Source organism: Roseibium sp. JB4-4 (assembly GCF_055693425.1).
On record NZ_CM146333.1, the window covers coordinates 960,487 to 987,393 of the forward strand.

General features: G+C 54.9%; 21 protein-coding genes and 2 pseudogenes. 10 read left to right on the forward strand and 13 right to left on the reverse strand.

Annotated elements, in window-relative coordinates; all coding sequences use genetic code 11:
* Positions 1-28: 28 nt before the first annotated feature.
* The 3 genes from ACZ1HV_RS04365 to ACZ1HV_RS04375 all read right to left on the reverse strand — a co-directional run bounded on the left by ACZ1HV_RS04365 (position 29) and on the right by ACZ1HV_RS04375 (position 3,574).
* A complete protein-coding gene (locus tag ACZ1HV_RS04365) occupies positions 29-1,123 on the reverse strand; it encodes an efflux RND transporter periplasmic adaptor subunit (protein ID WP_472717426.1) in 1,095 nt (364 codons plus the stop codon).
* 19 nt (positions 1,124-1,142) lie between these two features.
* The gene (locus ACZ1HV_RS04370; RefSeq protein WP_298814308.1) at positions 1,143-1,700 is read right to left on the reverse strand and encodes a TetR/AcrR family transcriptional regulator; all 558 of its coding nucleotides are present in this window, start codon (positions 1,698-1,700) and stop codon (positions 1,143-1,145) included.
* Between the two features lie 149 nt (positions 1,701-1,849).
* On the reverse strand, positions 1,850-3,574 hold the full coding sequence (locus tag ACZ1HV_RS04375) for an EAL domain-containing protein (RefSeq protein WP_298814310.1): 1,725 nt from the start codon (positions 3,572-3,574) through the stop codon (positions 1,850-1,852).
* A 75-nt stretch (positions 3,575-3,649) separates the two neighbouring features.
* On the opposite strand from ACZ1HV_RS04375, the gene ACZ1HV_RS04380 reads away from it, so the two are divergent.
* Positions 3,650-4,549 carry a sugar kinase gene (locus tag ACZ1HV_RS04380; RefSeq protein WP_298814312.1) on the forward strand — a complete coding sequence of 300 codons (900 nt, stop codon included), beginning with the start codon at positions 3,650-3,652 and terminating at the stop codon, positions 4,547-4,549.
* A 115-nt stretch (positions 4,550-4,664) separates the two neighbouring features.
* A complete protein-coding gene (locus ACZ1HV_RS04385) occupies positions 4,665-5,837 on the forward strand; it encodes a hypothetical protein (RefSeq protein WP_298957802.1) in 1,173 nt (390 codons plus the stop codon).
* A gap of 76 nt (positions 5,838-5,913) precedes the next feature.
* Here the strand turns inward: ACZ1HV_RS04385 and ACZ1HV_RS04390 are convergent, their stop codons facing one another.
* The 3 genes from ACZ1HV_RS04390 to ACZ1HV_RS04400 all read right to left on the reverse strand — a co-directional run bounded on the left by ACZ1HV_RS04390 (position 5,914) and on the right by ACZ1HV_RS04400 (position 10,121).
* Positions 5,914-7,719 carry an ABC transporter ATP-binding protein gene (locus tag ACZ1HV_RS04390; protein ID WP_298957804.1) on the reverse strand — a complete coding sequence of 602 codons (1,806 nt, stop codon included), beginning with the start codon at positions 7,717-7,719 and terminating at the stop codon, positions 5,914-5,916.
* A gap of 107 nt (positions 7,720-7,826) precedes the next feature.
* Positions 7,827-9,608 carry an aspartate--tRNA ligase gene (gene aspS / locus ACZ1HV_RS04395; protein ID WP_298957806.1) on the reverse strand — a complete coding sequence of 594 codons (1,782 nt, stop codon included), beginning with the start codon at positions 9,606-9,608 and terminating at the stop codon, positions 7,827-7,829.
* Positions 9,609-9,788: 180 nt separating this feature from the next.
* On the reverse strand, positions 9,789-10,121 hold the full coding sequence (locus ACZ1HV_RS04400; protein WP_472717427.1) for a winged helix-turn-helix transcriptional regulator: 333 nt from the start codon (positions 10,119-10,121) through the stop codon (positions 9,789-9,791).
* 112 nt (positions 10,122-10,233) lie between these two features.
* On the opposite strand from ACZ1HV_RS04400, the gene ACZ1HV_RS04405 reads away from it, so the two are divergent.
* Positions 10,234-11,346: an oxidoreductase gene (locus tag ACZ1HV_RS04405; protein WP_472717428.1), complete on the forward strand. Its 1,113-nt coding sequence runs from the start codon at positions 10,234-10,236 to the stop codon at positions 11,344-11,346.
* Positions 11,347-11,645: 299 nt separating this feature from the next.
* On the opposite strand, the gene ACZ1HV_RS04410 is transcribed toward ACZ1HV_RS04405, so the two are convergent.
* The gene (locus tag ACZ1HV_RS04410) at positions 11,646-12,272 is read right to left on the reverse strand and encodes a nucleotide-binding protein (RefSeq protein ID WP_472717429.1); all 627 of its coding nucleotides are present in this window, start codon (positions 12,270-12,272) and stop codon (positions 11,646-11,648) included.
* A gap of 143 nt (positions 12,273-12,415) precedes the next feature.
* Between ACZ1HV_RS04410 and rnd the strand changes: the two genes are divergently transcribed.
* The gene (gene rnd / locus ACZ1HV_RS04415) at positions 12,416-13,600 is read left to right on the forward strand and encodes a ribonuclease D (protein ID WP_298814323.1); all 1,185 of its coding nucleotides are present in this window, start codon (positions 12,416-12,418) and stop codon (positions 13,598-13,600) included.
* Positions 13,601-13,804: 204 nt separating this feature from the next.
* On the opposite strand, the pseudogene ACZ1HV_RS04420 reads toward rnd, so the two are convergent.
* From ACZ1HV_RS04420 to ACZ1HV_RS04435, 4 genes and pseudogenes are all read right to left on the reverse strand, one after another.
* A pseudogene (locus ACZ1HV_RS04420) lies at positions 13,805-15,333 on the reverse strand (Ppx/GppA phosphatase family protein).
* A gap of 1 nt (position 15,334) precedes the next feature.
* Complete coding sequence (locus ACZ1HV_RS04425) at positions 15,335-17,557, reverse strand: RNA degradosome polyphosphate kinase (protein WP_472717430.1); 2,223 nt, start codon at positions 17,555-17,557, stop codon at positions 15,335-15,337.
* A gap of 121 nt (positions 17,558-17,678) precedes the next feature.
* Positions 17,679-18,359, reverse strand: coding sequence for a P-loop NTPase family protein (locus ACZ1HV_RS04430; protein ID WP_472717431.1), 681 nt, complete (start codon positions 18,357-18,359; stop codon positions 17,679-17,681).
* Positions 18,360-18,365: 6 nt separating this feature from the next.
* Entirely contained in the window at positions 18,366-19,463 is a 1,098-nt protein-coding gene (locus ACZ1HV_RS04435; protein ID WP_298814332.1) for an AI-2E family transporter, read from the reverse strand.
* Positions 19,464-19,694: 231 nt separating this feature from the next.
* On the opposite strand from ACZ1HV_RS04435, the gene purM reads away from it, so the two are divergent.
* The 4 genes from purM (at position 19,695) to ACZ1HV_RS04455 (ending at position 22,560) form a co-directional block, all read left to right on the forward strand.
* Positions 19,695-20,771 (forward strand): phosphoribosylformylglycinamidine cyclo-ligase, encoded by a 1,077-nt coding sequence (gene purM / locus ACZ1HV_RS04440; protein WP_472717432.1) that lies wholly within the window; start codon positions 19,695-19,697, stop codon positions 20,769-20,771.
* On the forward strand, positions 20,768-21,418 hold the full coding sequence (gene purN, locus ACZ1HV_RS04445) for a phosphoribosylglycinamide formyltransferase (protein WP_298982270.1): 651 nt from the start codon (positions 20,768-20,770) through the stop codon (positions 21,416-21,418). The genes purM and purN overlap by 4 nt, the downstream gene beginning before the upstream one ends.
* 246 nt (positions 21,419-21,664) lie before the next feature.
* Complete coding sequence (locus ACZ1HV_RS04450) at positions 21,665-22,150, forward strand: hypothetical protein (protein ID WP_472717433.1); 486 nt, start codon at positions 21,665-21,667, stop codon at positions 22,148-22,150.
* Entirely contained in the window at positions 22,147-22,560 is a 414-nt protein-coding gene (locus tag ACZ1HV_RS04455; RefSeq protein ID WP_472717434.1) for a hypothetical protein, read from the forward strand. Before ACZ1HV_RS04450 ends, ACZ1HV_RS04455 begins: the two co-directional genes overlap by 4 nt.
* Before the next feature lie 71 nt (positions 22,561-22,631).
* On the opposite strand, the gene ACZ1HV_RS04460 is transcribed toward ACZ1HV_RS04455, so the two are convergent.
* Positions 22,632-23,528 carry an amidohydrolase family protein gene (locus ACZ1HV_RS04460; RefSeq protein ID WP_472717435.1) on the reverse strand — a complete coding sequence of 299 codons (897 nt, stop codon included), beginning with the start codon at positions 23,526-23,528 and terminating at the stop codon, positions 22,632-22,634.
* A gap of 236 nt (positions 23,529-23,764) precedes the next feature.
* Between ACZ1HV_RS04460 and ACZ1HV_RS04465 the strand changes: the two are divergent.
* Positions 23,765-24,718: pseudogene (locus ACZ1HV_RS04465) on the forward strand (DUF808 domain-containing protein); the annotation flags it as partial.
* A 165-nt stretch (positions 24,719-24,883) separates the two neighbouring features.
* On the opposite strand, the gene ACZ1HV_RS04470 reads toward ACZ1HV_RS04465, so the two are convergent.
* Positions 24,884-25,609 carry a GntR family transcriptional regulator gene (locus ACZ1HV_RS04470; RefSeq protein ID WP_298957821.1) on the reverse strand — a complete coding sequence of 242 codons (726 nt, stop codon included), beginning with the start codon at positions 25,607-25,609 and terminating at the stop codon, positions 24,884-24,886.
* 267 nt (positions 25,610-25,876) lie between these two features.
* Here ACZ1HV_RS04470 and ACZ1HV_RS04475 point away from each other — a divergent pair, with 267 nt between their 5' ends.
* Positions 25,877-26,869, forward strand: a complete 993-nt coding sequence (locus ACZ1HV_RS04475; RefSeq protein ID WP_472717436.1) for an ABC transporter ATP-binding protein — start codon at positions 25,877-25,879, stop codon at positions 26,867-26,869.
* Positions 26,870-26,907 lie beyond the last annotated feature (38 nt).

The following is a 26,907-nucleotide window of genomic DNA, read 5'->3' on the forward strand; positions in this document are numbered from 1 at the left end:
TCTGATCCTTTTCCTGCACCCGTTCGGATCAGCGCAACCGGCGCACGACCTGTCCGTCACTCAAGTAGGCTACGCCCGCGGACACAATTTCGTCTCCTGCCGCAAGACCTTGGCTGACAGGCATGAAGTCGCCCATGACGGTACCCACTTCGATCATCTGTTTTGATACTGCCTCTGTGCCGTCATCGAATTTCCAGACAAAGGAGTTGCCATCACCGTCAACGGCGACTGCTCCGGTAGGCACCAGAAATTGTTCGCCCAGCTCTAGTCCCTGAGGCAGAAACTTGACGATGACCGAAGCCGTCATGCCTGGGAAAAGCTGTTCGGCCCCTTCCCTCGGCATCGCAAGCGTTATCCGGTAGGTTTGCGCAACATCATCAACCTGGCTGGAGTGTTCACGGTAGGTCAGCGGGAAGACCTTGTCGCTATATGCGGGAAATTTCGCTTCGATGGATGCGACTTCAGATTCGGTGACCCGTCCAAACAGCGCCTCTGCAACATTGATATCGACCTGAACCTCTGAAACGTCGTGCATACGCACGACGGGTGTGCCGACATTGACCGTCGTGAAGTTGTCGACCAGCCTGACAGAGACAACACCATCAAACGGGGCTTCGAGCGACGTGTATTCGAGGTTCTGTTTTGCCTCTTTCAAGCGTTCGACAGCCAAATCATAGGTGTTTTGCTGTTCGTCCAATGCTGACTGAGAAATGACCGATCGGTCCAACAGCGTCTTCAGGCGATCCAGCTCTCGTTTTTCCTGCTCAGCATTGATGGTCGCCTCACGGACAGCCCTGTCGTAGTCGGCGGTATCAAGCCTGGCGATCAAGTCCCCCTTCTTGACCTGCTGGCTTTCAAGCACCGGCAATTCGAGCAATTTGCCGCGAACCTGGAAAGACAAATCGACCGTCTGGACCGCTGCAACCCGACCGGCAAACCGACGCTCAAGCAAACCTATCTGATCGGTGATCGTGAAGATCTTTGCAGGTCTTGGCGCGGCATGCAGTTCCGCTTCGGCCTGCGCGATAGGATCCATTGCATCGTCCTGGCAAGCAGAAACAATGCCGGCCAGCATCAAAATGGCTGCCCAACGAACGTGTGAGATTTTTGGAAACACCAACATTTTTTGTTCGCTCCAAACCTTAGTTTTCATCCAGGCGCCGGCGAAGCTCAGCAAGGACCGCAGCCCGCTCATCATCAGAGAGGATCGACACGCCGTGAGCCTCTGAAAAGTGAAGGCCCTCCAGACTCGCCCAGATTGCCCAGGCTTTTGCGAGCTCATCCGTTTCCTGTGTGATTGCATTTTTCAGGCGCTTTTTTACGACCATGAAGGGCTCGGCGAGTTCCGGCCTGTCGGCCTTGGTTGCCAGCATGGCACGTGCGACGTCGCGGTTGGCGAGTAGCCAGCCTTCAGTCACGTCGATCATGGCGTACAAAGTCGGTGCTTTCGAGGTTTCGTGCGAAGTCCGTGCAGTACTGACCTCTGTCTCGAATTGGCCCGCCAGGAACTCGACCATCCCTATGATCAAAGCGTCTTTGGTCGGAAAATTATAGAGCACTCCTCCCTTGGAGAAACCGCTCCTTTCCGCGACAGCATCAATCGTCAGGCTGGCTGCGCCAGATTGCCGAATGAGATCAAGTGCCGCCTGCAGAATTTCGGACTTTGAGTCCTGTGCATGCCTTATAGCGCGAGCCGCCATTTTATACCGTCCAGTCAGTACAGTTGAATGGCGCATATAAACCGTCCAGTCGGTACAGACAAGAGATTTCAACTAAGCACGCGCAGGCAACCCCGAACCTCAGCAACTAAAGGCTTGGGGAAACAACAGTAATTTCCATTGGGGAAATTTTAGGCAGCAGATGCGGTCATCGCCGCTTCCGATGCGGCTTGCTCCGCCGCAGCTGCTTCAGCAGCCAGGCGTGCGCGCTCGCGGGCTTCTTCCTCGGTCTTTTCTGCGAAGGCAATAAAGTCTTCGGCCGACATGGGCTGCGCAAAGAAATAGCCCTGCGCCGCTGTCACTCCAAGTTCGAGAAGACGCTCGATCTGCTCTTCCTGCTCAACGCCTTCCGCAATGATGCCCATGCCAAGATTATCGGCAAGTTCGACCATCGAGTCGACAATCGTCGTTGAATTGTCATCGGAGCCGATCGTGTCGATGAACATCTTGTCGATCTTGATAATATCAACACCGAGCTTTTGCAGATAAGCCATGCCGCCATGGCCCGTTCCAACATCGTCCAGTGCCACGCGTACGCCAAGAGCCTGCAGTTCGGCCATGATCTTGCGAGCCAGTTCCATGTCCTCAAGCGGGTGGCGCTCGGTCACTTCAACAACAATCTGCTGATAGGAAATCTTGGAATTTTCAAAGATTGACCGAATGTCTGAAATGATCTCACGATCAAGGAAGTGGCCGGCAAACAGATTGACGGACATTTTCAGATCCGGGTTCTCGCCGTAAAGGTCGCCAACTTCTTCAGATGAGATGCGCATCATCTGACGCGTCATGTCGAAGATATGTCCGTTGTTCTCGGCATAGGCCATGAACTGGCCCGGCGAGACGATATTGCCGTTCGGACGGCGCCAACGCATCAGGATCTCACAGCCACGCAGACGGCCACTCTCGATGTCCATGACCGGCTGGTAATACGGAATGAACTCACCATTGCGAATTGCCGCAACAAACTCATCGTTGGCTTCACTCTCGGGCCGCCAAGACAGCCAGACACCAATCGCGACAAAAAGCACTGCAATGCCTGCACATGCCGCGGCTGCAATAACTTTAAGATCCTGAACCACAAATGCAGCAGCCGACACTGGTGCAGTCACAGTCGCAACAAGCGGATACAACTCGGATGCCACCTCGACATTGAGCTGTTCTTCCGGGGTTGTTGCTTCGGAATTATAGCCACCGACGTCATACCAGAGCAGATTATCGCCCAAACGCAGCTCCGTTCGCCGATAGGACCGCAGGTATTCAGGTCCCGGGTCGAGCGCGATAACGGCCGGCGTCACTTCAGCAAATAGCCGTGTCTGGTTTTTCAGGTCCCAGCTGATCACAGCAGCGCGCGCGCCGAGATAGGCGCGATCCAGCATGCCGATGCCGACCAGCGGGCCATCCACCCGCAGCGGCGGGAGAACGACTTTGCCCGCCAGATCCCGGTCCGGAATGATGCACATGCGCTGACCGATGGCATCTACTAGACCGATGGCATCAATCATGCCGTGCTCGACAATCTGCTTTTCAAAGATGACACGGTCTTCAGCGCTGCAAGTCTCGATCTTGTCCCGGTCAAGCCTCTGCAACACGGCGACGGTTGCACTGATGACTTCTTCTGCCCGCTGGATCGAAGCTTTGCCCATCGCCTCCATTTCGGTGATGGCGCGGCGTTCGGCGTATTGATCCAGTATGATGTTGCCTGCAAACAGCGGAGCGGTCGCCAACGCGAGGGCGATCATCACCGTCTTTGCAAAACCCATATACCGGAAGGACAACGCTGGAACCCGTTCGCGAATAAACTCTTTCTGACAATCGCTGATCTGGGTAAACAAGGACTGAATGTGATGGAATTTCATCCAGATCAAAGCTGTCCGCCAGGCTGTTGTGTTTAGGTGCGGTTTGAACGCGGAACCTGATGAATGGAGGTTTGCATGCAGGCGTTGTTTATTGGACAGGCCTATATCGACGTCACTTTTCTGACCGACTGTCTGCCGACCGGCGACGAAAAAGCAATCGCCGAAGATTATGCCATCAGTTTTGGCGGCAATGCAGTGACGGCAGCATTTTGTTGCGCGAAGTTGGGTGGAAAACCGGATGTGCTGTGTTCCCAGGCCGACGATTGGCTGGCACGGATGTTTCTGGATATGGCAGCGGCCTACGGGATCTCCATTCACGGTCGGAAAGTGCGCGAATCCTCCCTTTCCTTCATCATGCCCCACGGTGGAAAGCGTGCGATTGTTCGCTGTCGCGACAATGAATTTCTGCACCCCTTCCCGCCACTGACACTCACTGGGATGAAGGCTCTTCATCTGGACGGCCACATGCCTGATGCCGCCTTGCACTATGCCAAGACCTGCAAAGGCCTCGGCATACTGACATCTCTTGATGGAGGCGCTGTTCGAGAGAACACCGATGAGCTGCTGGAGTATATCGATGTGCCTGTCGTTTCAGAGCGTTTCTGCCAGCAACTCGGAAAGACGACCGGCGAGACACTGCAATACCTGAGATCCAAGAACTGTCCCGTTGGCGCAGTCACTCTCGGCGAACATGGCACGGTCTGGTATGAAGCGGGTGGTCCGGACAAGGTCCTGCCTGCCCTCGCTGTACCTCTGGACAAAGTGGTTGATTCCAATGGTGCCGGCGATGTTTTCCACGGTGCCTACATCGCCTCCTATCTGCGTTGGCCGGAAAACAGCTGGGACCAGCATTTCAGGTTTGCACGCGGCGCATCGACACACGCCATCCAACATCTTGGCAATGAAGCCAGCTTGCCGACAATTGAAGATATCGAACGCGCCAACGGAACTTTTCAGGAAAAGGCTGCCGCCTGAAGGCAAACAAGTCTGTACGGGCAAATGTGAACCATCGTCAGATCTGCTTACGCCTTGTTTCATGACGGAACTTGGAGCAGAGTGAGGCCGCCCTAGTTTGGTGGAGTATAAAAAGATGTTTTCGCGTTCAAACCGTTTGGCTGTCGGTCTGTCGACAGCGGTTAGCCTTATTGCCCTGCAGGCTGCTCCTGCACTCGCATTCGATCCAACCGGCAACGACGTTGCCGACGCCTTTCTGACACTGATTGATTCAGAAGAAGGAACCGTTGAAAGCTACGGTTCTGTTGACGTTTCAGGCGATACGGTCGTGATCAAAGACATAGTCGTTTCCAATGACGCGGATGAAAACGCAAAGGCGACCATCGGCGCAACAACGCTTGCCGGTGGCACCGTTCAGGGAGACGGACGGCTGAAGCTGTCAGGTCTTGATCTGGAAAATCTGGAACTCACGGCTGATGACGGTGGCATGTCTCTGAGCTCACTTACCGTTACAGACCTTCTTTTGCCGTCTCCTGATGAAGTCAAAGCCGGTACACCGCCTGTTGGCCCAGGCTACAAGACCTTCGAAGCCAACACGATTGAGATACGCGATGAAGACGGAAAGATCGCCGACATAACCAAAATTGCGTCATCCATTGACGGAATGGACGGAGACCTTCCCACAAGCGGCAGTTTCGCGGTCACGGGAGCGACAATCGACGTCAAACAGCTGGAAGCCAAGGAAACCAAGGCACTGGCTGATCTCGGCTATGAGACACTTTCCATGGATATCTCTGGCCAGGGTAAGTGGGATCCGGACGCGGCAACACTCGTGATCCCTGAACTCAAGATCGACGCCAAGGATGCGGCAAGCCTCTCGCTTTCCCTGTCTCTTGGCGGTGTCACACGCGATGTCGTCAATCAGCTGGATGAAACATCTGACAAGCCGGAAGAAGCAATGGCGCTTCTGCAGAATGTGACAATAGAAAATGCCAAGGTCCGTCTGGACGATGCCTCGCTGACCGGACGCATTCTCAATCAGGAAGCACAGAAGGCCGGTGTCGAGACCCCGCAATACGTTGCCGGCCTGACCGGTACATTGCCGCTCATGCTCGGGATGCTTCAGAACAAGGAACTTGAAGCACAGGTTACCGAGGCCGTAACTGAATACCTGACGACACCTGGTTCGCTCGAAGTCACCGCGACGCCTGGCGCCCCTGTACCGGTATCACAGATCATGGGAACCGCGATGCTGGCACCGCAAATGATCCCGCAGATCCTTTCGGTCGGCATCACCGCCAATCAGTGAAGCCGGTAATCGGATGAACAAGAACAACAATGGCCGGACAAATTTCCGGCCATTGTTGTATCAGGGAAGCTCCGATTTATTCAGCTGCCTGGTTTCGGCTCTGGAACTGTAACTCGCAAAGTCGCCGATAGGTACCATCGTGCTCATAAAGCTCATCGTGTGTACCGCTTTCGATGACTTTACCCTGGTCCATGACATGGATCTTGTAGGCATGGCGCACCGTGCTGAGGCGATGGGCAATGACCAGGGTGGTCCGGCCCTGCATCAGAGTTTCAAGAGCCGCTTGAATTTTTGCCTCAGATTCCGCATCGAGAGCTGAAGTTGCTTCATCGAGCAGCAAGATAGGCGCGTCACGAAGCATGGCTCGTGCGATTGCAATACGCTGGCGCTGACCACCCGACAGATTGCTGCCTCCTTCGCCGCAGCGCGTTTCATACCCTTCCGGCAATCGCGTTATGAATTCATGCGCGTTCGCTGAACGTGCTGCCGCCTCAATTTCCTCCTCCGTTGCCCCGGCTTTGCCGACAGCAATGTTCTCGCGAACGCTGATATTAAACAGGAAGGAATCTTGACCGACATAGGCAATCTGAGAGCGCAAAGAGGCAATCTTGAAGGATCTGATATCAACGCCATCAACATGAATGGCACCAGACGCCGGATCGTAAAAACGTTCAATCAGCGCAAAGACGGTCGACTTGCCGGCACCTGAAGCGCCAACAAGAGCCGTCATTTTGCCCGGCTCGGCAACAAAGCTTGTTCCGGAAAGCGCGGCACTTTCACCATAGGTGAAGACAACATCCTTCAATTCGATCCGGCCGCCGCTTACCTCAAGGTCCCGGGACGCTTCGGTGTCTTTCATTGCGGGTTCGCGGTCAACGAGCTCATACATGAGCCGAAGTCCGACGATCTGCTTGCCCAGGTTGACATTCAACCTGGCAAGACGCCGAGCCGGATCATAGGCGAGCAGAAGTGCCGTGATGAAAGAGAACAGCGCGCCTGGATCCTGATCGAGCTCAATAACTGAATAACCGCCGTAGAAGATCACCAAAGCTATCGCAAAACCGCCAAGTGTATCCATCAGCGGCGACGTCCTTGCGGTCAACGATGCGATCTTGTTCGATTGTCTTTGGACTTCAAGGACGCCGACTTCCATGCGCTTACGCATCGCAGGTTCCATGCCAAAGGCCTTGACGATACGCACGCCAAGAACCGTTTCCTGCAAGGTAGCCTGGATCTTCGCGCTTGAGACAACCTGACGCTTGACATAGAGCTTGACCCGCCTCACCAGCACAGCAACGCCAACGACGGCTGGCGGCATGATGACAAGAGCGAAAACGCTGAGCAGCGGGTTCTGCACAATCATCACGAACACCAGTCCGATCAAGGTCAGAATATCCCTGCCAAGCGTAACGATAATCAGATCGAGCGTGGTTCTGGCGGCACCGACACCCTGAGCGACCCGCACACCGATTTCCGCGAGCGACATCTTGTCGAAATAGGTCTGATCCTGGCGTACCAGATGGTCGAACATCCGCCTTTGAAGGTCTGCAACGATGGCGTTCCCGACACGCGCGAGGACGACCATCTGACCGAATGTCGAGGCACCTTTGAGCGTAAATATGAGAAGGACAGCCAGAGCGATGACGTAGACCATGGTGGAGTCTTTGTTGACAAAGACTTCGTTGACGACGTCACGCATGATCCAGGCGCTTGCCGCCGTTGTCGCCGCGATCATGGCCATGAATACGAAGGCAACGAGATATTTCGGGATATATGTTCTGAAATTCTCGCTGAACAGCCGCTTGATCAGCTGAACCGTGCCGTTCGGGTCCGTCCAGGTCTTCGATTTAAACGGGTTTCGCACGCCGCTTTGCCTTTTCATGGGGCTCTAGCCCGACTGAAGCGGGGCCGTCCCTACCGGCCCCGCAGTCCCTCTCGTTGCTAGAGGGGTACTCTTAAAGTGCGGTTTCCTGCAAGTCGCCCCTTTACCTAAGCTTCTGGCAAGTTAAGGCGCAAATGCAAATCTCGGAGCTGCGCAGGCGTCGCATCGCTTGGCGCACTCATCATCAGATCTTCCGCTTTCTGGTTCATCGGGAAGAGCATGACTTCGCGGATATTGGCTTCATCCGCAAGCAGCATCACCATGCGGTCGATACCGGCTGCGCAACCTCCGTGCGGCGGAGCACCATACTGGAACGCGTTGACCATGCCGCCGAACCGGTTGTTGACTTCCTCAGCAGGATATCCAGCAATCTCGAACGCTTTGTACATGATTTCCGGCTTGTGGTTCCGGATGGCACCGGAAACGAGTTCGTGACCGTTGCAGGACAGATCGTATTGCCAGCCAAGAACTTCCAGCGGGTCGCCTGCCAGCGCTTCCATGCCGCCTTGCGGCATGGAGAACGGGTTGTGCTCAAAGTCGATCTCGCCGGTTTCCTCATCCCGTTCATAGATTGGGAAGTCGACAATCCAGGCAAACTCAAATCGCTCCTTGTCGGTATGACCGAGTTCCTCACCGATGATGACACGCGCTTTCGCGGCAACGGCGGTGAACTGCTTCGGCTTGCCGCCCAGGAAAAAGGCCGCGTCGCCGACCTCAAGACCTAGCTGAACACGAATGGCTTCCGTGCGCTCCGGACCAATGTTCTTGGCAAGCGGACCAGCGGCCTCCATGGATCCGTCTTCGGCCTTGCGCCAGAAGATGTATCCCATGCCAGGAAGGCCTTCGCCCTGCGCGAACTTGTTCATGCGGTCGCAGAACTTGCGGCTGCCGCCTTTCGGTGCCGGAATGGCACGAATTTCGGTGCCCGGCTGCTCCAGGAGATTTGCAAAGATTGCAAAGCCCGATCCGGCGAAATGCTCAGATACAATCTGCATCTTGATCGGGTTTCTGAGGTCCGGCTTGTCTGTGCCGTACCAGAGTGCGGAATCCTTGTAGGAAATCTGCGGCCAGTTGCGGTTGACCGGTCGTCCCTTTCCGAAACGCTCGAAACATCCTGCAATCACCGGCTCGATTGTGTCGAAGACTTCCTGCTGGGTAACGAAAGACATTTCCATGTCGAGCTGATAAAAATCGGTCGGCGACCGATCAGCACGCGGGTCCTCGTCCCGGAAACACGGGGCAATCTGGAAGTATTTGTCAAAGCCGGAAACCATCAGCAGTTGCTTGAACTGCTGAGGAGCTTGCGGGAGCGCGTAGAACTTTCCCGGATGCAGACGAGACGGCACCAGAAAGTCACGCGCACCTTCCGGCGAAGAAGCCGTGATAATCGGTGTCTGGAATTCGTTGAAGCCGATATCCCACATGCGATCCCGAAGATCACGCACCACGTTTGACCGCAGGATCATGTTGTCGTGCAGCTTTTCGCGGCGCAAATCGAGGAACCGGTACTTCAGACGAACTTCTTCCGGGTAGTCCAGCTCACCAAAGACGGGCAGCGGCAGTTCCTTGGCTGAACCGAGTACTTCCATTTCGCGGATGAAGACTTCGATTTCACCTGTCGGCAGCTCGGAATTGATGGTTTCGTCTGTCCGCTTCTTAACATTGCCGTCGATGCGGATGCACCATTCGGAGCGAACCGTCTCAGCAAGTCCAAAGGCGTCCGAATCAGGGTCAACGACGCACTGTGTCATGCCGTAATGATCGCGCAAATCGATGAACAGCACCCCGCCATGATCTCGGACCCGGTGGACCCAGCCGGAAAGACGGATGGTCTGGCCTTCGTCGGTCAGACGGAGATCACCGCACGTGTGACTACGGTAGGGGTGCATTCTTGTTCCTCAACATTCTTCTTGGCATAGAAAATCATTACGGCCCGCCAGAGGCAGGCCGTGTCGGGCTGCACAAGCCATGTTGCGGAGCGAAAGTCAAGGGAGACACGGCCGTGGCCTCCGGGAGTTCCTGATCGTTTACCTCACAGCTCTCTCGCTGCTAAGTCTATTCCCGTCTTCTCACTCTTGCTGACGCTGTTCCAGGTATTCACGGGACCAGTCTTCCAACAGGTCCAGAATTGGCTTCAGCCTTCTGCCATGTGAACTCAGGCTGTATTCCACCTTGGGCGGAACCTGAGCATAGACTTTCCGTTCGATAATACCGCTCTCTTCGAGTTCCCGCAGCTGCTTGGTGAGCATGCGTTGTGAAATCGATGGAATCATCCTGTGCAACTCGTTGAAACGAATGGTTTTCCGGCAAATGCACCAGAGGATCATGCCCTTCCACTTCCCGCCGATAACGCCAAGTGCAGTTTCGGTCGGGCAAAACATCGGATCGATCAGCGTTCCCATAACAAGTCCCAATAGTTACCTTTTTGTATGTATATGCCAAAATATTGCGTACTTGTCAGAAAATCATGCGCTTTCTACCTCTTGAGCATCACGCTCAACAGATGGAAAAATCATGTCCGACCAATCTGCACTCCTGAGTCCGGCAACTATCGGGACAAAATCATTTTCAAACCGACTGGTGCTTGCTCCCATGTCACGCGCATCCGCTAAACCGGATGGTACTCCAACGCGTGAAATGGCCAACTACTACGCTGACTTTTCGCGCGGTGGGTTTGGTTTACTGATCGCTGAAGGAGCTTTCGTGGACGACATATGTTCGCAATGTTACGGCAATCAGCCCGGCCTTGTAACTGACAGTCATGAGGCTGGCTGGCGGACCGTTGTCGAAGCTGTCAAACGGGAAAATGGCAAGATCATACTGCAGCTCATTCATGCCGGTGCGGTGTCGCAATCCGTAGAGACGGCCTTTGCGCCTTCGCCTGTGCGCCCCAGGGGTCAAATGCTGCAAGGGTATGGGCCCCGTCAAGGACACTATGATGTGCCCCGTGAGCTGTCGGTGAATGACATTCTTTCAATAGGTTCCGCCTTCGTTGAGGCAACCATGCGGGCAGAAGCCGCAGGCTTCGATGGCGTGGAGATCCACTGCGCGAACGGATACCTCCTTGATCAGTTCCTCACACCGGAAACAAATCTTCGCAGCGATACTTATGGCGGGAAGCTTGAAAATCGGCTGCGACTGACAACCGACATTTTATCGATGGCTCAACAAAGAACCTCGCCGGACTTTATCGTCGGTGTGCGCTTGTCCCAGGCCAAGGCAACCGTTCAGGACTATTTCTGGCCGAACGGCCTCGAAGATGCCCGCGTGATATTCAGCGAGGTTGCTGAAGCTGGAGCGGACTACATTCACCTTGCAAGCGAAAAAGGCGGATACACCTATCACAGTACAGCAAAGACAGGTGAGAACCTCACGGCCTTTGCACGCAGCTTGACGGGCCTGCCTGTCATTGCCAATGGCGGGCTTCAGGAAATTGGTTTGGCGAACCAAATCATTGAAGACCAGCTCGCGGACTTTGTGTCCATCGGCAAGTCGGCTATGCTTAACCCAGACCTTCCGAAAAAGATTGCATCAGGTGCGCCACTTCGCGATTTCACGTTCGACATGTTCAAGTACGGAGTCTCGGTCAATGCACAACTCAAATGGGAGGCTGAACAGCACGCATGACGTAATCCGCAAACTTGTTCACACACGTTTTGCGGTTTGTCGCCCAGGATCACACTTGCCCCGGATTTTTCCGGGGCAATGCTGTCATGCCTTACATCCATGCGAAAAACGCGGCGGCTGTCACAAAAGGAAGACGACACGTTCAGCTTGGAAAGCTCCAGGCTGATAGGCTCGCAGCTCTGTTAAATTCATCGCCGCTCCTACCGGGATTGCGATGAGCACCAAGGCATTTCAGATACAATCGAAATCGCTTTCCGCGACCCAGCGGTCAGATGACTACGCGGCAAAACCAGAAAGCCCTACGTATCCACCGCCTGAAGAAGTGGATGCCATTGGCCACGGATTTCATGGGACTTGTTGTCCATCACATCAAAGACACCTGTCCCCGCGGCTGCGTGACGCGCATAAAGAACACGATCGGAAATTCTGGCCAACAGCGGGTAGCCCTTCTTTGAGAGGGTCTGTTCAAGGTCGGCGACCTGTGTTGACCGCCTGTTGATTCGATTGGCCACCACGAGAATCTCAGCTTTGCCTTTCCGAACACGTTTGATATCCGAAATTCCGTCGAGGAATTTCAGTGTTGCATTCCAGTCAAACGCGCTTGCCAGAACCGGGACCACAATGTCGGTTGCTTCGGCAATCAGGTTCTTGGCAAGTTCAGATCTCAGGCCTCCCGGCCCGTCGATCACAATCGCATCCAGGTTCTTGTCCTTTTCTCCAATCGCGCTTTCTTTTGTCCAATTCAAAGCTTCAATCTTGTTGAGATGCTTGGGACGGCGCTTCACCCATGCCAATGCGGATTTCTGACGATCCGCATCGGCGAGCGCTACATCTTCGCCGCAGGCGGCGAGTGCAACGGCGAGATTCGTGGCGACGGTTGTCTTCCCGCAGCCCCCTTTGGAATTCACCACAAGTATCTTGCGCATATACACTTCCCAGTCCCGACAGGTTTTGCTTCAGCTCATGTCAACATAGGCGCACATTTTGCGCCTTTTCAAGTAGAGTGCTGTCCAAAAATGCCATTTCGTGGCGACAAAGCGGCAGAACTCAGGTATAGCTGAACGTCACCATGCATGTGATTACAAAAACAAAAGACCTCGCCGCTGCCTGCCAGCGCCTTGCAGCAAATGACTACGTTACGGTAGACACGGAATTTCTCCGTGAAACCACTTTCTGGCCCAAGCTCTGCGTTATTCAGATGGCTGGACCAGATATGGCCTTCATAGTCGATGCGCTTTCCGAAGGGCTTGATCTGGAACCCTTTTTCGAGCTCATGCGTGATGCAAGCGTGACCAAGGTGTTCCACGCGGCGCGTCAGGATATTGAAATCATCTACCACCTGGGCGAACTCATCCCGGCCCCTCTGTTCGACACTCAGGTCGCAGCGATGGTGTGTGGCTTTGGCGACTCAATTTCATACGATCAACTTATCTACAAGGTTACCGGTGCCCGGATTGACAAGTCCTCCCGTTTCACTGACTGGGCCCGGCGTCCTCTTACAAACAAGCAGCTTGACTATGCACTTGCCGACGTCACCCATCTACGGGACGCCTATCAGTTCCTGAAGGCGAACCTGGCCGAACAAAACCGCAGTCACTGGGTTCAGGACGAAATGGAGGTGCTGACGTCTGTCACCACCTACAGAACCGTTCCAGAACAGGCATGGAAACGGCTGAAGCTTCGGGTGCGCAAGCCCATCGAATTGGCCGTTATGATGGAAGTTGCAGCCTGGCGTGAACGGGAAGCCCAGTCCCGAAATGTGCCGCGCAGCCGGGTTGTGAAGGACGATGCAATCTACGAGCTTGCTGCACAGCAGCCACAGGACACTGAAGCGCTCGGCCGTTTGAGAACCATTCCCCGAGGTTTTGAGCGTTCCAAATCGGCCGACGAGATCCTGAAGTCCGTTCGCAAAGCACTTGCCCTTCCAAAAGAAAAATTGCCAACACTGCCCAAGGGTCGCCAAGCGCCTGACGGATCTGCGGCGGCGGTCGACCTTTTGAAAGTCCTTTTAAAGCTTGTCAGCGAGGCCAATGGCGTTGCCGCCAAGGTGATCGCAACAGTCGATGATCTTGAGAAGATCGCGGCGGACGATGCTGCGGACGTCGCTGCGATGAAAGGGTGGCGCCGGGAGTTGTTCGGAGAGACCGCTTTGAAACTTAAGCGCGGCGAAGTCGCCCTTGCGTTCCAGAACCGTCAGATTGTCGCTCTCGATCAACCAGCTCCGGCTGAGCCCAAAAGGCAAGCGGCGGAATAAGCCGCCGAACGCTGTGCCGTCCTACAAACGGCACAAGACCTAGACGGCCTATACCAACCTCAGCAAAATAGAACCTATTCGATGGATTTTCGGGTTCGCCGGCAAGGAGTGGCGCGCAGATCGACCTGGTTGGCCGGTCAAGCGGCGTGACGCAGTCCGGTGGACCTGAAAAACTACCTGAGGCCGCGACATGAAAGTGCGTTCCTATTTGTTTAGGCCGGTATTAATCTCAACTGTGGCGCTGATTGCCTTGCCAAGTTGAGCTGCCCGCTTTCGCAGGCGTTCGCCCTCTAGATCCGCTAGTTTCTTGCCAAGGTCGAGCGAAATGCCTCCCGCGATGGATGAGATACCCACTTGCGGTAGCGTGCCAGCCATGGAGGCGCTCAGGAGCGATGCAACACGCAGCGTTGCACCCAGCACCTTGGCTCGAATACGCAGTCGGTCCGTGAACAGCTGCCGGATCACAGAAGACAGGGCTCCTTCTCTCAAGCCCTGGTGCCGGTAAAAGACAGCTGCCGCCAGATACGCCCGGCTCGCATGATCCAGCCCGACAAACGAGGCGTTGGAAATAATGTTCAAACTCTGCTCGCCACGATAGTCCGGATGCGCGCGCCAGCCGATGTCGGACAAAAGGCAGGCGGCATGACGCAAGCGTGTCTCGTTGGCGGTTTCCTCGATCTCCAGAACTTTGAACAGCTTGTCGGTCCAGGCAATCAGCTCCTCTGCATGCTCTGGCGATCGGGCACGCAAGACACAAAGTTCACGTGCTGCCTCGATGACAGGATCCTGGGACTGCATGTCTGCAGGCAAGGTTTCGTGCAGGAGACCTTCGCGCACTCCGGTGGCCGAGAAAATCACCCGCTCGGCCTTCATGGCCGTCAACACCTGTTCCAGTACCACTGCACCGATCGGAACAAGCGGTCGGCGCTGTTTGGAGATGACTTCCCCTTTGTCGACGCCGTCCAGATTAGGTACTGCAACCTTGCGGCAGAACTCGATCGCCTCTTCCGCACCAATCTCGTAATTGTGCATCACGTGCAAGGGATAGTCATTCTGCATCAAATGCAGCCGCCCCAAAGATCGCCAAGTTCCACCAACCGCGTAAAAGGTGCGTTCACCGGGGGCAAGATCCGGCCAGTTGTATTCGCTCAATGCTGCTTCGGCAATCTTCACTGCTTTGGGTATCTTGCCATCGGCTTCTTCGGAAAGACGTAATCCGCCAAGCGGGAAAGTGGACCCTTTCCCCGGCAGGTTCTTGTCGATCTCAACGAGTTCCAGGCTGCCGCCACCCATATCGCCGACAAGTCCCCGAGGCTGCCAGAAGCCTGCGATCACGCCGAGGGCCGAGTAGTAGGCCTCTTCATTTCCGTCAAGAATACGGACCGGCGATTTCAGGAAGGCTTCAACTTCGCTCACAAACTCAGCGCCATTGGCCGCATCCCGCGCCGCGGCAGTTGCAACGACGTAGGTCTCCTGACACCCAGTGTGCTCGATCAATGCTTTGAAGCGGGCCAGTTCGTTCAAGGCCAGGTTCACGGAATCGTCCGCCAAGCGCCCTGTTGCAGCAACCCCCGCCCCAACCCGGCAAGCAGCTTTTCGTTGAAAAGCATGGTGGGAGTGCGGGCCTTGCGTTCGTAAATCACGAGACGCACGGAATTTGAGCCGATGTCCACAACCGCGATCGGTCCGGACCCGTTGAGCCGACCTCGTGCCGGCTGAAACTGGGCGTTCATACTATCCTCGTTTTTGCCGTTCATTGAACGGCTTTGGACGATCGCTCTTCAACGACTTACCGCGCCCAGACAGGGACGGATTCGTCATGAAATACTGATGGGCATTGAACGGGTCTTCATTTGCGCCCGGTACGATGCGCTCGTGCCGTCCGTTCGAAAGAATTCGCCAGCTCTGCTGGTTGTCTTTCAGATTGGCGACCATGATCTGGTCAAGCACTTGTTCATGAACGGTTGCCGTCAACAAAGGCGTCAGCACTTCGACACGACGGTCGATATTGCGCGGCATGAGATCAGCTGAACCGATATAGACATGTGCTTCCGGCGAAGGCAGTCCCTGTCCGTTGCCGAAGCAGAAAATCCGCGAATGCTCCAAAAAGCGCCCGACGATAGATTTGACCCGGATATTTTCAGACAGGCCCTCAATGCCCGGCCGCAGGCAGCAGATACCCCGGATGATCAGGTCGATTTGAACACCCGCCTGGCTTGCCCGGTAGAGGGCATCGATGATTTCCGGATCTACCAGAGAATTCATCTTCATCCAGATCTGCGCAGGACGACCGGCTTTGGCGTGTTCAATTTCCGCCTCGGTCATTTCCAGCATGCGCTGGCGTAAATTCACGGGCGAGACCATCAGATGGTTCAATTCGGCCGGCTGAGCATAGCCTGTAATGAAATTGAAAACTCTTGCCGCGTCCTCGGCAATGCCGGGATCGTCAGTGAAGAACGACAAATCCTCGTATATGCGCGCGGTGATCGGATGATAATTGCCGGTCCCGATATGGCAGTAGGTCTTGAGCTGTCCGTGTTCCCGCTTGATGACCATTGAGAGCTTCGAGTGTGTCTTCAGCTCGATAAAGCCGAACACGACCTGCACGCCTGCCCGTTCCAGGTCCCGCGCCCATTTGATGTTGGCCGCTTCGTCAAAACGCGCCTTCAGTTCCACCAGCGCTGTGACGGACTTTCCGGCCTCGGCCGCCTCTGCCAGAGCTTTGACAATCGGCGAATTGTTGGAAGTTCGGTAAAGCGTCTGCTTGATGGCGACCACATCCGGGTCCCGCGCGGCCTGACGCAAATATTGCACAACCACGTCAAAGGACTCATAGGGGTGGTGAACGATGATGTCCTTCTGATGGATGGCAGCAAGACAATCACCGCCATGTTCCCGGATACGTTCAGGAAAACGCGCCGTATAAGGCTGAAATTTAAGGTCAGAGCGTTCCAGGTCGACGATCTGTGACAGGTTGTTCAGTGCGAGCAAACCATTGGCAAGAAAGATTTCGCTTTTACCGACATCAAGGGCATCGGCTACAAACTCGCGCAAAGCCGGCGGGGTTGTCTCTTGGATCTCAAGCCGGATCACAGATCCACGGCGGCGCCGCTTCAGGGCGCTTTCGAAAAGCCGCACCAGATCTTCCGCTTCTTCCTCAATCTCAAGGTCGCTGTCACGAATGACGCGGAAGGCCCCCTTGCCGCGAATTTCATAACCTGGAAAAAGCCTTCCAATGAAAAGGCTGACCACTTTTTCGATAGCGATAAACCGGGCGGCGCCGTCCTCGCCTCCTGGCAGCTTGACAAACCTGTCCACCTGGTTGGGAATTCTGAGAAGCGCGATCATGCTGCGGCCACCGGACACAGGAACCAGCTCGAAGACGATGGAGAAGCCGAGATTGGGAATGAACGGAAACGGGTGCGCCGGGTCGATGGCCAGAGGTGTGAGAACCGGAAACACAAATTTCAGGAAATAGTCCTGCAGCCAGACCCGCTCGCTTTCACCGAGCGTATCACGCTGAATAATTTCGATCCCTTTTTCGGCAATCTCCCGGCCCAGTTCACCCCAGATCTTTTGCTGCGATGCCTGGAGTTCGCGAACAGCTTCGCTAATTTTTTCCAGTTGTTCGGTCGGTGTCAGGCCGTCATCGGACAGGTTGGTAACTTCCGCCCTTTGCTGTCCACGCAGACCGGCGACACGCACCATGAAAAATTCATCGAGATTATTGGCTGAAATCGACAGAAACCGAACCCGTTCAAGCAACGGGTGATTGGGATTCATGGCTTCTTCAAGAACCCTCAGGTTGAACTGCAGCCAGGATAACTCGCGGTTCATAAACCTTTTTGGAGAAAGCGCGAGATCTTGTCCGCTGCCTGCACCGTCCGACTTAATACGCGGATCGGGAACGACTTGAGACGAAGGCAAAATGTCCGAAAGATCCGTGGCTTCGTTCATGTCACTTTCCATCGTAAGGCATTGCGACACCCACATCCAACACGGGGTGCTTGCCTCTCGTAGCCGTGACTAACATGGACTGCTCCGCTCGCAAATGACAGTTCTTTGTGCTGCCCGCAGATTAATGGCCTTTATGCACATTTTCCAAAACCCTGCCCGCGAGCGGCTTCGTGATCTTCACCCGTCCCGCCAACGCTTCCCGATCAATAGCCTCGACAGCGCGCAAGGCCACTTCAAGCGACCGCTCCATTCGGACAACCAGATAGTCGATCACGCTGATTTCCACCGTGATCTGACGGTCGGCAAACAATTTCACAAGGACCCTGCGAAGCAAATCATCATCAGGTTCCTGAATTTCAACGGGTGTTGCAGCACGCAGACGGGAAAGGAGATCAGGCAACCCGATTTTCCAGCTCGCTGGCCATGTCCGGCTGGTGATCAGAACAGAGTTCTCCGCCTGCCTGGCTGCATTGAGAAGATGAAAAAGTGCGGTGTTGTCGACACCCAGATGTGCATCTTCAACGACCGCTGCAGGCGCGAACGCAAGCCATTCCACATCGTCTTCCTTCAGATCAAGCGCCTGAATGACAGCAGCGCCCGTCTCGTCCCGAAAGGCATTGACCAGGTGGGTTTTGCCAGCACCGACCGGGCCAGCCAAAACGACAACAGGCGATGGCCAGTCGGGCCAGCGCTCCAAAAGCTCGAACGCAGCTCTGTTTGAGCCGCCGACCAGATAGTCGTCGCGGCTCAAGGCTGCTTCATGCGGCAGGTCCAGCGGCAGCTGGCGCGGAGGTTCCGCCATGTTCGGTTACTCTGATACCTTGTCGTCACCAACCGGGGTCGCCCGGCCGATGCCTTTGTACACCGGGCTAGCGAGATACTGCTTCAATCCGAAGCGCGCAAGCACACCGATCATTGCTGCTGCAGGGACTGCAACCAGCATCCCCACAAATCCAAAGAGATATCCAAAGGCAAAAAGCGCAAACATCAGCGTGACAGGATGCAATCCAGTGCTGTCGCCCACCAACTTCGGTTGCAAGATATTGCCTTCCAGAAACTGTCCGACCCCGAAGATTGCGGCAACTGCGATGATCCATGGCCAGTCCGGCCAGAACTGTACCAGCGCAACACCAATGGAAAGCACAAGACCCAGGCCCGCCCCGACAAAAGGTATGAAGCTCACGAGACCTGCGGCCATGCCAATCAAGAGGCCGAAGTTAAGGCCGACAACGGCAAGAGCGATCGCATAAAAAGCGCCGAGGATAAGGCAGACCGACACCTGACCCCTGACGAACCCGGCAACCGCGCCATCCATTTCTGCCGCAAGACCGCGGATTTCATCCAGATGATCTCGCGGTATCCACCCATCAATGCGCTCCACCATTCGGTCCCAGTCGAGAAGAAGATAAAACGCGACCACAGGCGTGATGACAAAAAGCGAGAGGATCGACAGCAAAGCCTGACCACCGCTCCACAGAGATTGTGCCAATTTGCCGACAAAACTCGCGCCCTGCCCGATGAGATCCGACATGGAAGACTGCAAATCTTCCGGATTGATTCCGGCCACGGTTGCCAAATCAGCTGGAAAATACTCCGACAGCAATGTCTGCAATTTGCGCACAAGATCAGGAAACCGTTCCAGAAAAAGTGCGAGCTGATTGCCGAGCAAGGGCAAGATCAAAATGAAGAAAAGCACCAGAAGGAAGACGAACGCGAACAAGATCGTCAAGGTGGCCCACATCCTGGCCATGCCCAGCTTCTCGAGCCGGTCGCACACCGGATCCAGCAAGTAGGCTACCGCCATTCCTGCCACGAACGGCAGCAACACACCTGAAAAGACATAGAGAAACAGGCAGAATACAGCGAGGGATATCAACCAGAACTGAACCTGACGGCGAAGGGTCATGAATGGCGCTCCTCAAACGGCACACTAGAAACGGATCAAAGCCAACTCAGATGGGATTATACGCCGGCAACGGTCAAGTCCAGTGGCGAGACCAGACGCTCCGTTCGCGTAATCGAACCCAAGCGTTTGGGCAAAGCGTGGAGCAATGCCCCCTCACCTCTTGTGTTCCGCAGCGCCAGAGGGTAAGCCGCGTTGGCATAGCCACCTGCCTGAAATGTCTTGGAGCGCCTTATGAGCCAATCCTCTGGGTCCAACGGTCTGACCTATGCCGATGCCGGGGTCGATATCGACGCCGGAAACGAACTGGTGAACCGCATCAAGCCCTTGGTCAAAGCGACTTCCCGACCAGGCGCGGACAGCGACATTGGTGGCTTCGGCGGCCTGTTTGACCTGAAAGGCGCTGGATTTACAGATCCGATACTCGTTGCGGCCAATGACGGTGTCGGCACGAAACTCAAGATCGCCATTGAAACCGGGCAACATCGCACAGTCGGCATCGACCTGGTTGCCATGTGCGTCAACGATCTTGTTGTGCAGGGTGCCGAACCACTTTTCTTTCTCGACTATTTCGCAACAGGTGCACTTGATGTTGAAACCGCAAGTGATGTCGTTGCCGGCATCGCGGATGGCTGCAAGCTGGCCGGTGCCGCTTTGATCGGCGGTGAGACGGCGGAAATGCCCGGCATGTATGTCGAAGGCGACTATGATCTTGCGGGTTTTTCGGTGGGAGCGGTTGAACGAGACGCGATCCTCCCACGCAAGGATGTTGCCACAGGAGATGTTCTTCTTGGATTGACCTCCTCCGGTGTCCACTCCAACGGGTTCAGCATGGTGCGAAAAATCATCGAACTCGCTGGTCTTACCTGGTCAGACGCTGCCCCATTTGCTGCAGGCAATACCCTTGGCGAAACGCTGATGGAACCCACAAAGATCTACGTCAAACCGCTGTTGTCAGCCTTAAAAGCCACGACTGGCATAAAGGCTCTGGCTCATATTACAGGTGGTGGATTGCCAGAGAACCTTCCGCGCGTCCTGCCTGACAATTCTTCGGCGCGCATCGATCTTTCAGCCATCAACGCTCCTGCCGTTTTCAAATGGTTGGCCGACACCGGTGGTGTGGCCGAAAAGGAAATGCTGCGCACGTTCAATTGCGGGATAGGCATGATTGTTGTTGTGGCCGAAAACGAAGCGGACGAGATTACGCGCGTTCTGCAGAGCGAAGGTGAACAGGTTGTGCGGATCGGCGGCATAGAAGCGGCAGGCAGCGCACCGGTCGAATTCGAAGGCAGCCTGGGCTTTTCTGCATGACCCGCAAAAAGACAGCCGTTTTGATTTCCGGTCGTGGCAGCAATATGAGCGCCTTGATTTCGGCGGCAATGGCGCCGGACTATCCGGCGGAAATCGCACTGGTCTTATCCAATCGCCCCGAAGCCAAGGGGCTGCAGCACGCAAGCGAACTAGGTATTGCGACAGCGGTAGTCGATCACAAGGACTTTTCAGGAGACCGGGAAGCCTTTGAAAGAGACATCGATGCGGTTTTGAAGGATCACAAGATTGAGCTCGTCGCTCTGGCAGGCTTCATGCGGATCCTCACTCCCTTTCTGGTCAATGCCTGGTCGAACCGCATGATCAACATACATCCAGCGCTTCTGCCGTCCTTCAAAGGACTTGCAACCCACGAACGTGCATTGGAGGAAGGCGTCAAACTTCACGGCGCAACGGTGCATTATGTTTCGGCAGAAATGGATGACGGGCCAATCATTGCACAAGGCGCCGTCCCAGTCCTCGATGACGACACTCCTGATGCGCTTGCCGCACGTGTTCTGGAAGTCGAGCACCGGATTTATCCGAAAGCACTGGAACTCGTGGCTTCCGGAAAAGCGAAGGTCGCAGGCGCCCGCGTCACGACTGGAAGCACGGACGGTTCGCAGACCGACAAGCTGGTCTGGCCATAAACGCTTTCCCGGCCAATTCTCGTGGCGTTAATGTGTCTTCGGTTCGTTGAATCTCAACAGCGTTTTGGCCGGATTTCCCTGTCCGGTTCAAAGGTCGGCTGATCTTCTGCTCTTCACAATCTAAAGTTTTGCGTTTCCTGTCTTTCAAGACATCGGTTGATCGACATACGTTTGAAAGCGAACTGGTTTCGAAAGACCGGTGGTCTTTGAATTAAGCGCTAGGCCTTTAACCACGGGAGGCGGACATTGCCATTGCTTGAAGACGCACTTGTGAACGACTTGAAACCGGCCTTGTTGATCGGCAACGGCATAAACCGATATGGCGGTTCGCAAGACGCTAGCTGGGAAGGCCTGTTGAAGAAACTCTCCGGTCAACAGGGACTTTCCCTGACCGAAGACGAGATGAGGGAGATGTCAAACACCGAGTTTTTCGACATCCTGGACCTCAGCAGACCGCTTGAAGAAAAGGTGTCGTTGCAAAAGACGTTTTGTGACCTGATGACGGATTGGCGACCTAGCGCGCATCATGCAAAGATTGTGGCCTGGGCGAAAGCCAAGTGTGCACCCATCATTACCGTCAATTTCGATGAAAACCTATCCAGGTCGGTCGACGCCAAATTCATTCGGTCGAATGCGGGATTCACCGACTACTATCCCTGGAGTTCCTATTTCTCGGACCAGGCAATCGACACCCCCGAAACAGTTTCGCGATTTGGCATGCTCACGGGATGATGCGGTATCGCCGAAGCATTCGCCTCGGTCTGACACACTACATGGGCGCGGTTCAACGTGCGCGCCACTGGGTCTATTCGGGGAACGGATTACGGCGCAGTGCCAAAGACCAAACATCAACTTGGCGCGGTGCAGACACCTGGCTCGATATTCTATTTCATTCGCCGCTGCTCATATTTGGATTCGGATTCGGCAAGGACGAAAATTTCATCAGGTGGCTATTTCTGGAACGCGCCCGGTTTCATCGTATGGATGAAAGTCTCCGTCAGCCCGCCTGGTTCATTGATGTTGAAAATGCAAGCAACAAGCACCGGCGTCCATTTTTTGAGCGCCTCGGCATGCAGTTTGTAACCGTGCCGACCTATTCTGACATTTACGACGCGTCTTTCTGGAACACTTCATCCACTTGAGCGAATAGGATTGCTCTGGGCGGCCCTGCTCAACAAAATCCTTTGAAGGCAGGGCGAGACCAGTCCAACCCTCAACGCGTTCCGACAAGATCGGGTGTCACTTCCCGCCCGAAAATGCGTTCGGCATTTTTATAGGCGATCTTTTCCGCAACCGACCTTGGGAGCATCGCAAGCCAGCGTCGATTGGATGCCATGATGTCGGAATATTTGTCCCATTGGGCGTTGACCCAAGTGTCGCTTCCAATCATCAAACGGTCTTGAAAATCAAAAACGATTTCCGCCCATTCAGGGTCAAGACTGCTGCCTGAACCTGCAATTTCCCATTCACGCAAGGATGTGTCTGCAAGCAATGTCGGAAAGTCCGACATCAACTTGTGCACATCGGGCGCCGGAGTACTAAGGCCCGCGTGTGCCCAGATAATCTTCACATCCGGATCGAGCGAATAAAGCCACCGCACCGGTTCGGCTCCTGAGTGAACATGCAGGTAAATGTCCCGCTCCCGCGCCATTTCGATGACTTTCCGAAAGAGCGCTTCATCAGAGGTATCCAGCCGATGGATGTGAAACTCGCCGATCCCTTCATGCGGGTACTGTTCCAGCCGGCGTTGAAGATAGGTATCCATGCCTTGCATTTTGGTCCAATTTCCGGACCCGGCGCTGCCGTGATAGGGCCTTAACTCCGGCACAATGCGGTTAGGCGCATGTTCCCAGAGCATGATCGTGCCCTCGTCAGGCGTTGAAGAAACCAGAGCCATTGCGACATCGTTTTCGTCCATCAATTCGATCACGCTTTCAACCGGATATCGCTCCCATGCAGGTTCCTTGTAATGCATGTGCGCGTCAAAAAGCGGGAGTTCATTGACGGCATCCCCGATGGGCTCATCGGCCCGCACGAGCGGGCTATAGGCGAACATGAATGCAAGCAAGCCGAAAGCCGGGAGAATATTGCGGATCAGTTTCAGACACATCAGCTCAACTTTCGTGCATCGGTGCTACGGGAGGTCCAGCGTAAACACAAAGACCATCCAAGGTCACGTTACAGAAGTTTCTATCATGTGACGAAGACCAGTAGGTGCGTACGATGCGCTTCATCTTTTTCTTGTTTGAAGCGCAGGTCTTGTGGAAAAAATTCAAGCTGGCGGTTAAATGCTGCTAAACACGGTATCTAGTACGAACATTTTTTAATTGCACATTTGGAGCTGTCATGAGCGGATTGCTTGCCCTTCTGGATGACGTTGCCGGAATTGCCAAAGTTGCCGCAGCATCGGTTGATGACGTTGTCGGCCAGGCAGCCAAGGCCGGAGCAAAGGCAGCAGGCGCGGTCATTGACGACGCAGCGGTTACGCCGAAATATGTGGCAGGGTTTTCTCCGGCCCGCGAACTCCCGATCGTCTGGCGCATTGCCAAGGGATCGATGAAGAACAAATTGATTTTTCTTCTGCCCGTTGGCTTGCTGCTCAACACTTTCCTGCCATGGATCATCACACCCCTTTTGATGATTGGCGGAGCGTATTTGTGTTTTGAGGGAGCGGAAAAGGTCTATCACCTGTTCCAGCCCAAGCACCACGATGCAGATGAGCCGGAAGGATATGTACCTGATCCCGTCCATCTGGAAGAACAGAAGGTGTCAGGCGCAATCAAGACAGATTTCATCCTTTCTGCTGAGATCATGACGATTGCACTGTCAGAAATCCCGGACAGCAATATCTGGATGGAAGCCGCGACACTTGCCGTCGTCGCCATCGGCATCACAGTGCTCGTCTATGGTTCCGTCGCTCTGATCGTAAAGGCTGACGATGTCGGGCTTCACATGTCCAAAGAAGGCAGCCTGGCCCTTACCCGGGCCATTGGTCTCGGCATTGTCAAAGCCATGCCCGGCTTCATGAAAATACTTATGGTGGTTGGCACTGCCGCCATGTTGTGGGTCGGAGGTTCTATCGTGCTGCATGGCACCGAGGTCCTCGGGGTCGGAGGGCTTTACCATATCATCCACAATATCAGCCATGGCGCAGCCCATGCAGTTCAGGTTGCGCAAGGATTCGTGACCTGGGCGGTTACGGCTGCACTCGACGGCGTTTTCGGCCTTGCGCTCGGCCTGGCGCTGATCCCGGTCACAGACAAGATCATTCTGCCGGTTTTCAAGCTCTTCAAAAACCTGCAAAGGTCTAAATTCATTGACGAATTTCATGCTGTTGCAAACTGCGTCGGTGGCCCGGTGACCGTTCTGGACTGGGTCCAGAGCACCTGTCAGCCAATCGATGCAAAGATGGACAGGGATGCGCGCTCGGTGTCCATTCGATCAGGAATGCGGCTCTGTGAAGAGCTAGTCGTCTTGCAGCGCCTGACTGAGCGATAGACCCCGGTCTGACTTTGACCTGAGATCCAGGCCCGAATGCAGGTCGATGATGTGACTTTTCTGAATACTTTCAGCGGCTCCCGCATCCCGTTTTTCCAGAGCATCCATCAGCGCATGGTGGGAGTGACTTTCACACGCAGTGTCAGATCGTTTCCAGTAGAGCGCAATCACAAGCGAAGAACGTGAAATCAGGGACCTGACCATGCCGGCAAAAACCCTGTGATCGGCGACATCCGCGATTTCTGTATGAAAGCTGCCGGAAAGTGACAAAGCCTTTCCCATGTCTCCGTCATGAAGCGCTTGGTGCTCTGCTTCCAGATGCGCGTAAAGGCGCTTGATCTGTGCATCAGTGATCATGTCTGCGGCCAAGCGGGCAACCGCAGGTTCGATCAGGGCACGCGCCTGAAATACTTCGTGCGCCTCCTGGACCGAGGGTTTTGCCACAAAGGCGCCCCGGTTCTTTTCGATACTGACCAAACCCGAATGGGCCAACGCCTGAAGCGCCGCCCTGACGACAGTACGGCTGGCGCCATAGATCTCCCCAACCTCGTCTTCCGACAACTTCAAACCCGGCACCAACTTGTGCTCCAGGATTGCCGAATGCAGGCTGCGGCAAATTTCCAGCGCGCGCCCCGGCGGCAGGGCGATCACCTCGTGCAAATGGCTGCTATCGCTGAGAGCGGCGTTGGTCATGATCTTTGTCGTTGTTTGATTGGCAGGAAGGATCAAGCAATGAACCGATCCTACTCTTCATGCACATTCACCACAACGAAATATCGTATACAATTTTTGAGCAATATGTATTCGATTTGCTAATTTATTGTGCACTCAAATTCATCACTCGTGAGTGTGCCTGTCTCTTACCCCTCTTTTTTGGCTGAATTCCGCCGCTCTTTGAGATTGGCACGACGCTTGCTGACTTCCTGTCCGAACACGACATTCACGCGGAGAAGCCCGGACATGGCAACACCCCTTGATCTGGAACTTGTGGCAGCAACCAAACAGTATGGGGAAACGGTTGCAGTCGACGCCCTCGACCACAAGTTCGTAGCTGGGTCATATTCCTGTCTGCTTGGTCCTTCCGGCTGCGGCAAATCCTCCACACTGCGCATGATTGCCGGGCATGAAAGTGTCTCGTCAGGTGACATTCTTTTGGCCGGCACCAATATCACCGACTTGCCGCCGGCGCGCCGCGGCACAGCGATGATGTTTCAGAACTACGCGCTGTTTCCGCATCTCAGCGTCATCGACAACGTTGCTTTTTCCCAGAAGATGAAAGGGGTCGACAAGCCGGTGCGGCTCAAAAAGGCGCGTGAATTGCTTGAGCTGGTGGATATGGACGCCTATGCGGAGCGTCTGCCCTCGCAACTATCAGGCGGGCAACAGCAGCGTGTCGCACTTGCCCGCGCCCTCATAACCGAGCCGACGGTATTGCTGCTTGATGAACCGCTCTCCGCGCTCGATCCATTCTTGCGCATCAGGATGCGCCTTGAACTCAAACGGCTTCAACGTGAACTGAATATTTCGTTCATTCATGTGACACACAGCCAGGATGAAGCATTGGCACTTGCCGACGATATCATCGTGATGAACGGCGGCAAGATTGAACAAGCCGGACCGCCTCAGGTCGTTTTCAATACACCGGCGACCGAGTTTGTCGCGCGCTTTATCGGTGGTCACAACGTTCTGAAACAGCAGGGCAAACCGATTGCCCTGCGCGCTGACAGGTTGCTGGTAAACAAGTCGGCAGAGAGCGAGAGCACCCTTCTCAGCGCATTTGTCAAGGATGTCGAGTACCTCGGTTCAAGCGTAAATCTGGCTCTGGATGCAGGCGGTGCGGGTGAGCTGACCGCGGCTCTGACCGACGACGCATTTTTCAATGATCCAATCGAAATCGGCACAACCGTCTTTCTGACCTGGAAGCCGGAAGATGCTCACGAGCTGGCGGCGTAAAGCCACCAATCACGGCTCTTTTCGTCGGAGCCGAACAA

Bases quoted from the DNA above. Each gene is read 5' to 3' on its own strand.
- ACZ1HV_RS04475 (WP_472717436.1), top strand. From the start codon at position 25,877: ATGGCAACACCCCTTGATCTGGAACTTGTGGCAGCAACCAAACAGTAT.
- purM (WP_472717432.1), top strand. From the start codon at position 19,695: ATGAGCCAATCCTCTGGGTCCAACGGTCTGACCTATGCCGATGCCGGG.
- ACZ1HV_RS04385 (WP_298957802.1), top strand. From the start codon at position 4,665: ATGTTTTCGCGTTCAAACCGTTTGGCTGTCGGTCTGTCGACAGCGGTT.
- aspS (WP_298957806.1), bottom strand. From the start codon at position 9,608: ATGCACCCCTACCGTAGTCACACGTGCGGTGATCTCCGTCTGACCGAC.
- ACZ1HV_RS04365 (WP_472717426.1), bottom strand. From the start codon at position 1,123: ATGTTGGTGTTTCCAAAAATCTCACACGTTCGTTGGGCAGCCATTTTG.
- ACZ1HV_RS04435 (WP_298814332.1), bottom strand. From the start codon at position 19,463: ATGACCCTTCGCCGTCAGGTTCAGTTCTGGTTGATATCCCTCGCTGTA.
- rnd (WP_298814323.1), top strand. From the start codon at position 12,416: ATGCATGTGATTACAAAAACAAAAGACCTCGCCGCTGCCTGCCAGCGC.
- ACZ1HV_RS04400 (WP_472717427.1), bottom strand. From the start codon at position 10,121: ATGGGAACGCTGATCGATCCGATGTTTTGCCCGACCGAAACTGCACTT.
- ACZ1HV_RS04410 (WP_472717429.1), bottom strand. From the start codon at position 12,272: ATGCGCAAGATACTTGTGGTGAATTCCAAAGGGGGCTGCGGGAAGACA.
- ACZ1HV_RS04375 (WP_298814310.1), bottom strand. From the start codon at position 3,574: ATGAAATTCCATCACATTCAGTCCTTGTTTACCCAGATCAGCGATTGT.
- ACZ1HV_RS04380 (WP_298814312.1), top strand. From the start codon at position 3,650: ATGCAGGCGTTGTTTATTGGACAGGCCTATATCGACGTCACTTTTCTG.
- ACZ1HV_RS04370 (WP_298814308.1), bottom strand. From the start codon at position 1,700: ATGGCGGCTCGCGCTATAAGGCATGCACAGGACTCAAAGTCCGAAATT.
- ACZ1HV_RS04390 (WP_298957804.1), bottom strand. From the start codon at position 7,719: ATGAAAAGGCAAAGCGGCGTGCGAAACCCGTTTAAATCGAAGACCTGG.
- ACZ1HV_RS04460 (WP_472717435.1), bottom strand. From the start codon at position 23,528: ATGTGTCTGAAACTGATCCGCAATATTCTCCCGGCTTTCGGCTTGCTT.
- ACZ1HV_RS04430 (WP_472717431.1), bottom strand. From the start codon at position 18,359: ATGGCGGAACCTCCGCGCCAGCTGCCGCTGGACCTGCCGCATGAAGCA.
- ACZ1HV_RS04425 (WP_472717430.1), bottom strand. From the start codon at position 17,557: ATGAACGAAGCCACGGATCTTTCGGACATTTTGCCTTCGTCTCAAGTC.
- ACZ1HV_RS04470 (WP_298957821.1), bottom strand. From the start codon at position 25,609: ATGACCAACGCCGCTCTCAGCGATAGCAGCCATTTGCACGAGGTGATC.
- ACZ1HV_RS04405 (WP_472717428.1), top strand. From the start codon at position 10,234: ATGTCCGACCAATCTGCACTCCTGAGTCCGGCAACTATCGGGACAAAA.
- purN (WP_298982270.1), top strand. From the start codon at position 20,768: ATGACCCGCAAAAAGACAGCCGTTTTGATTTCCGGTCGTGGCAGCAAT.
- ACZ1HV_RS04455 (WP_472717434.1), top strand. From the start codon at position 22,147: ATGATGCGGTATCGCCGAAGCATTCGCCTCGGTCTGACACACTACATG.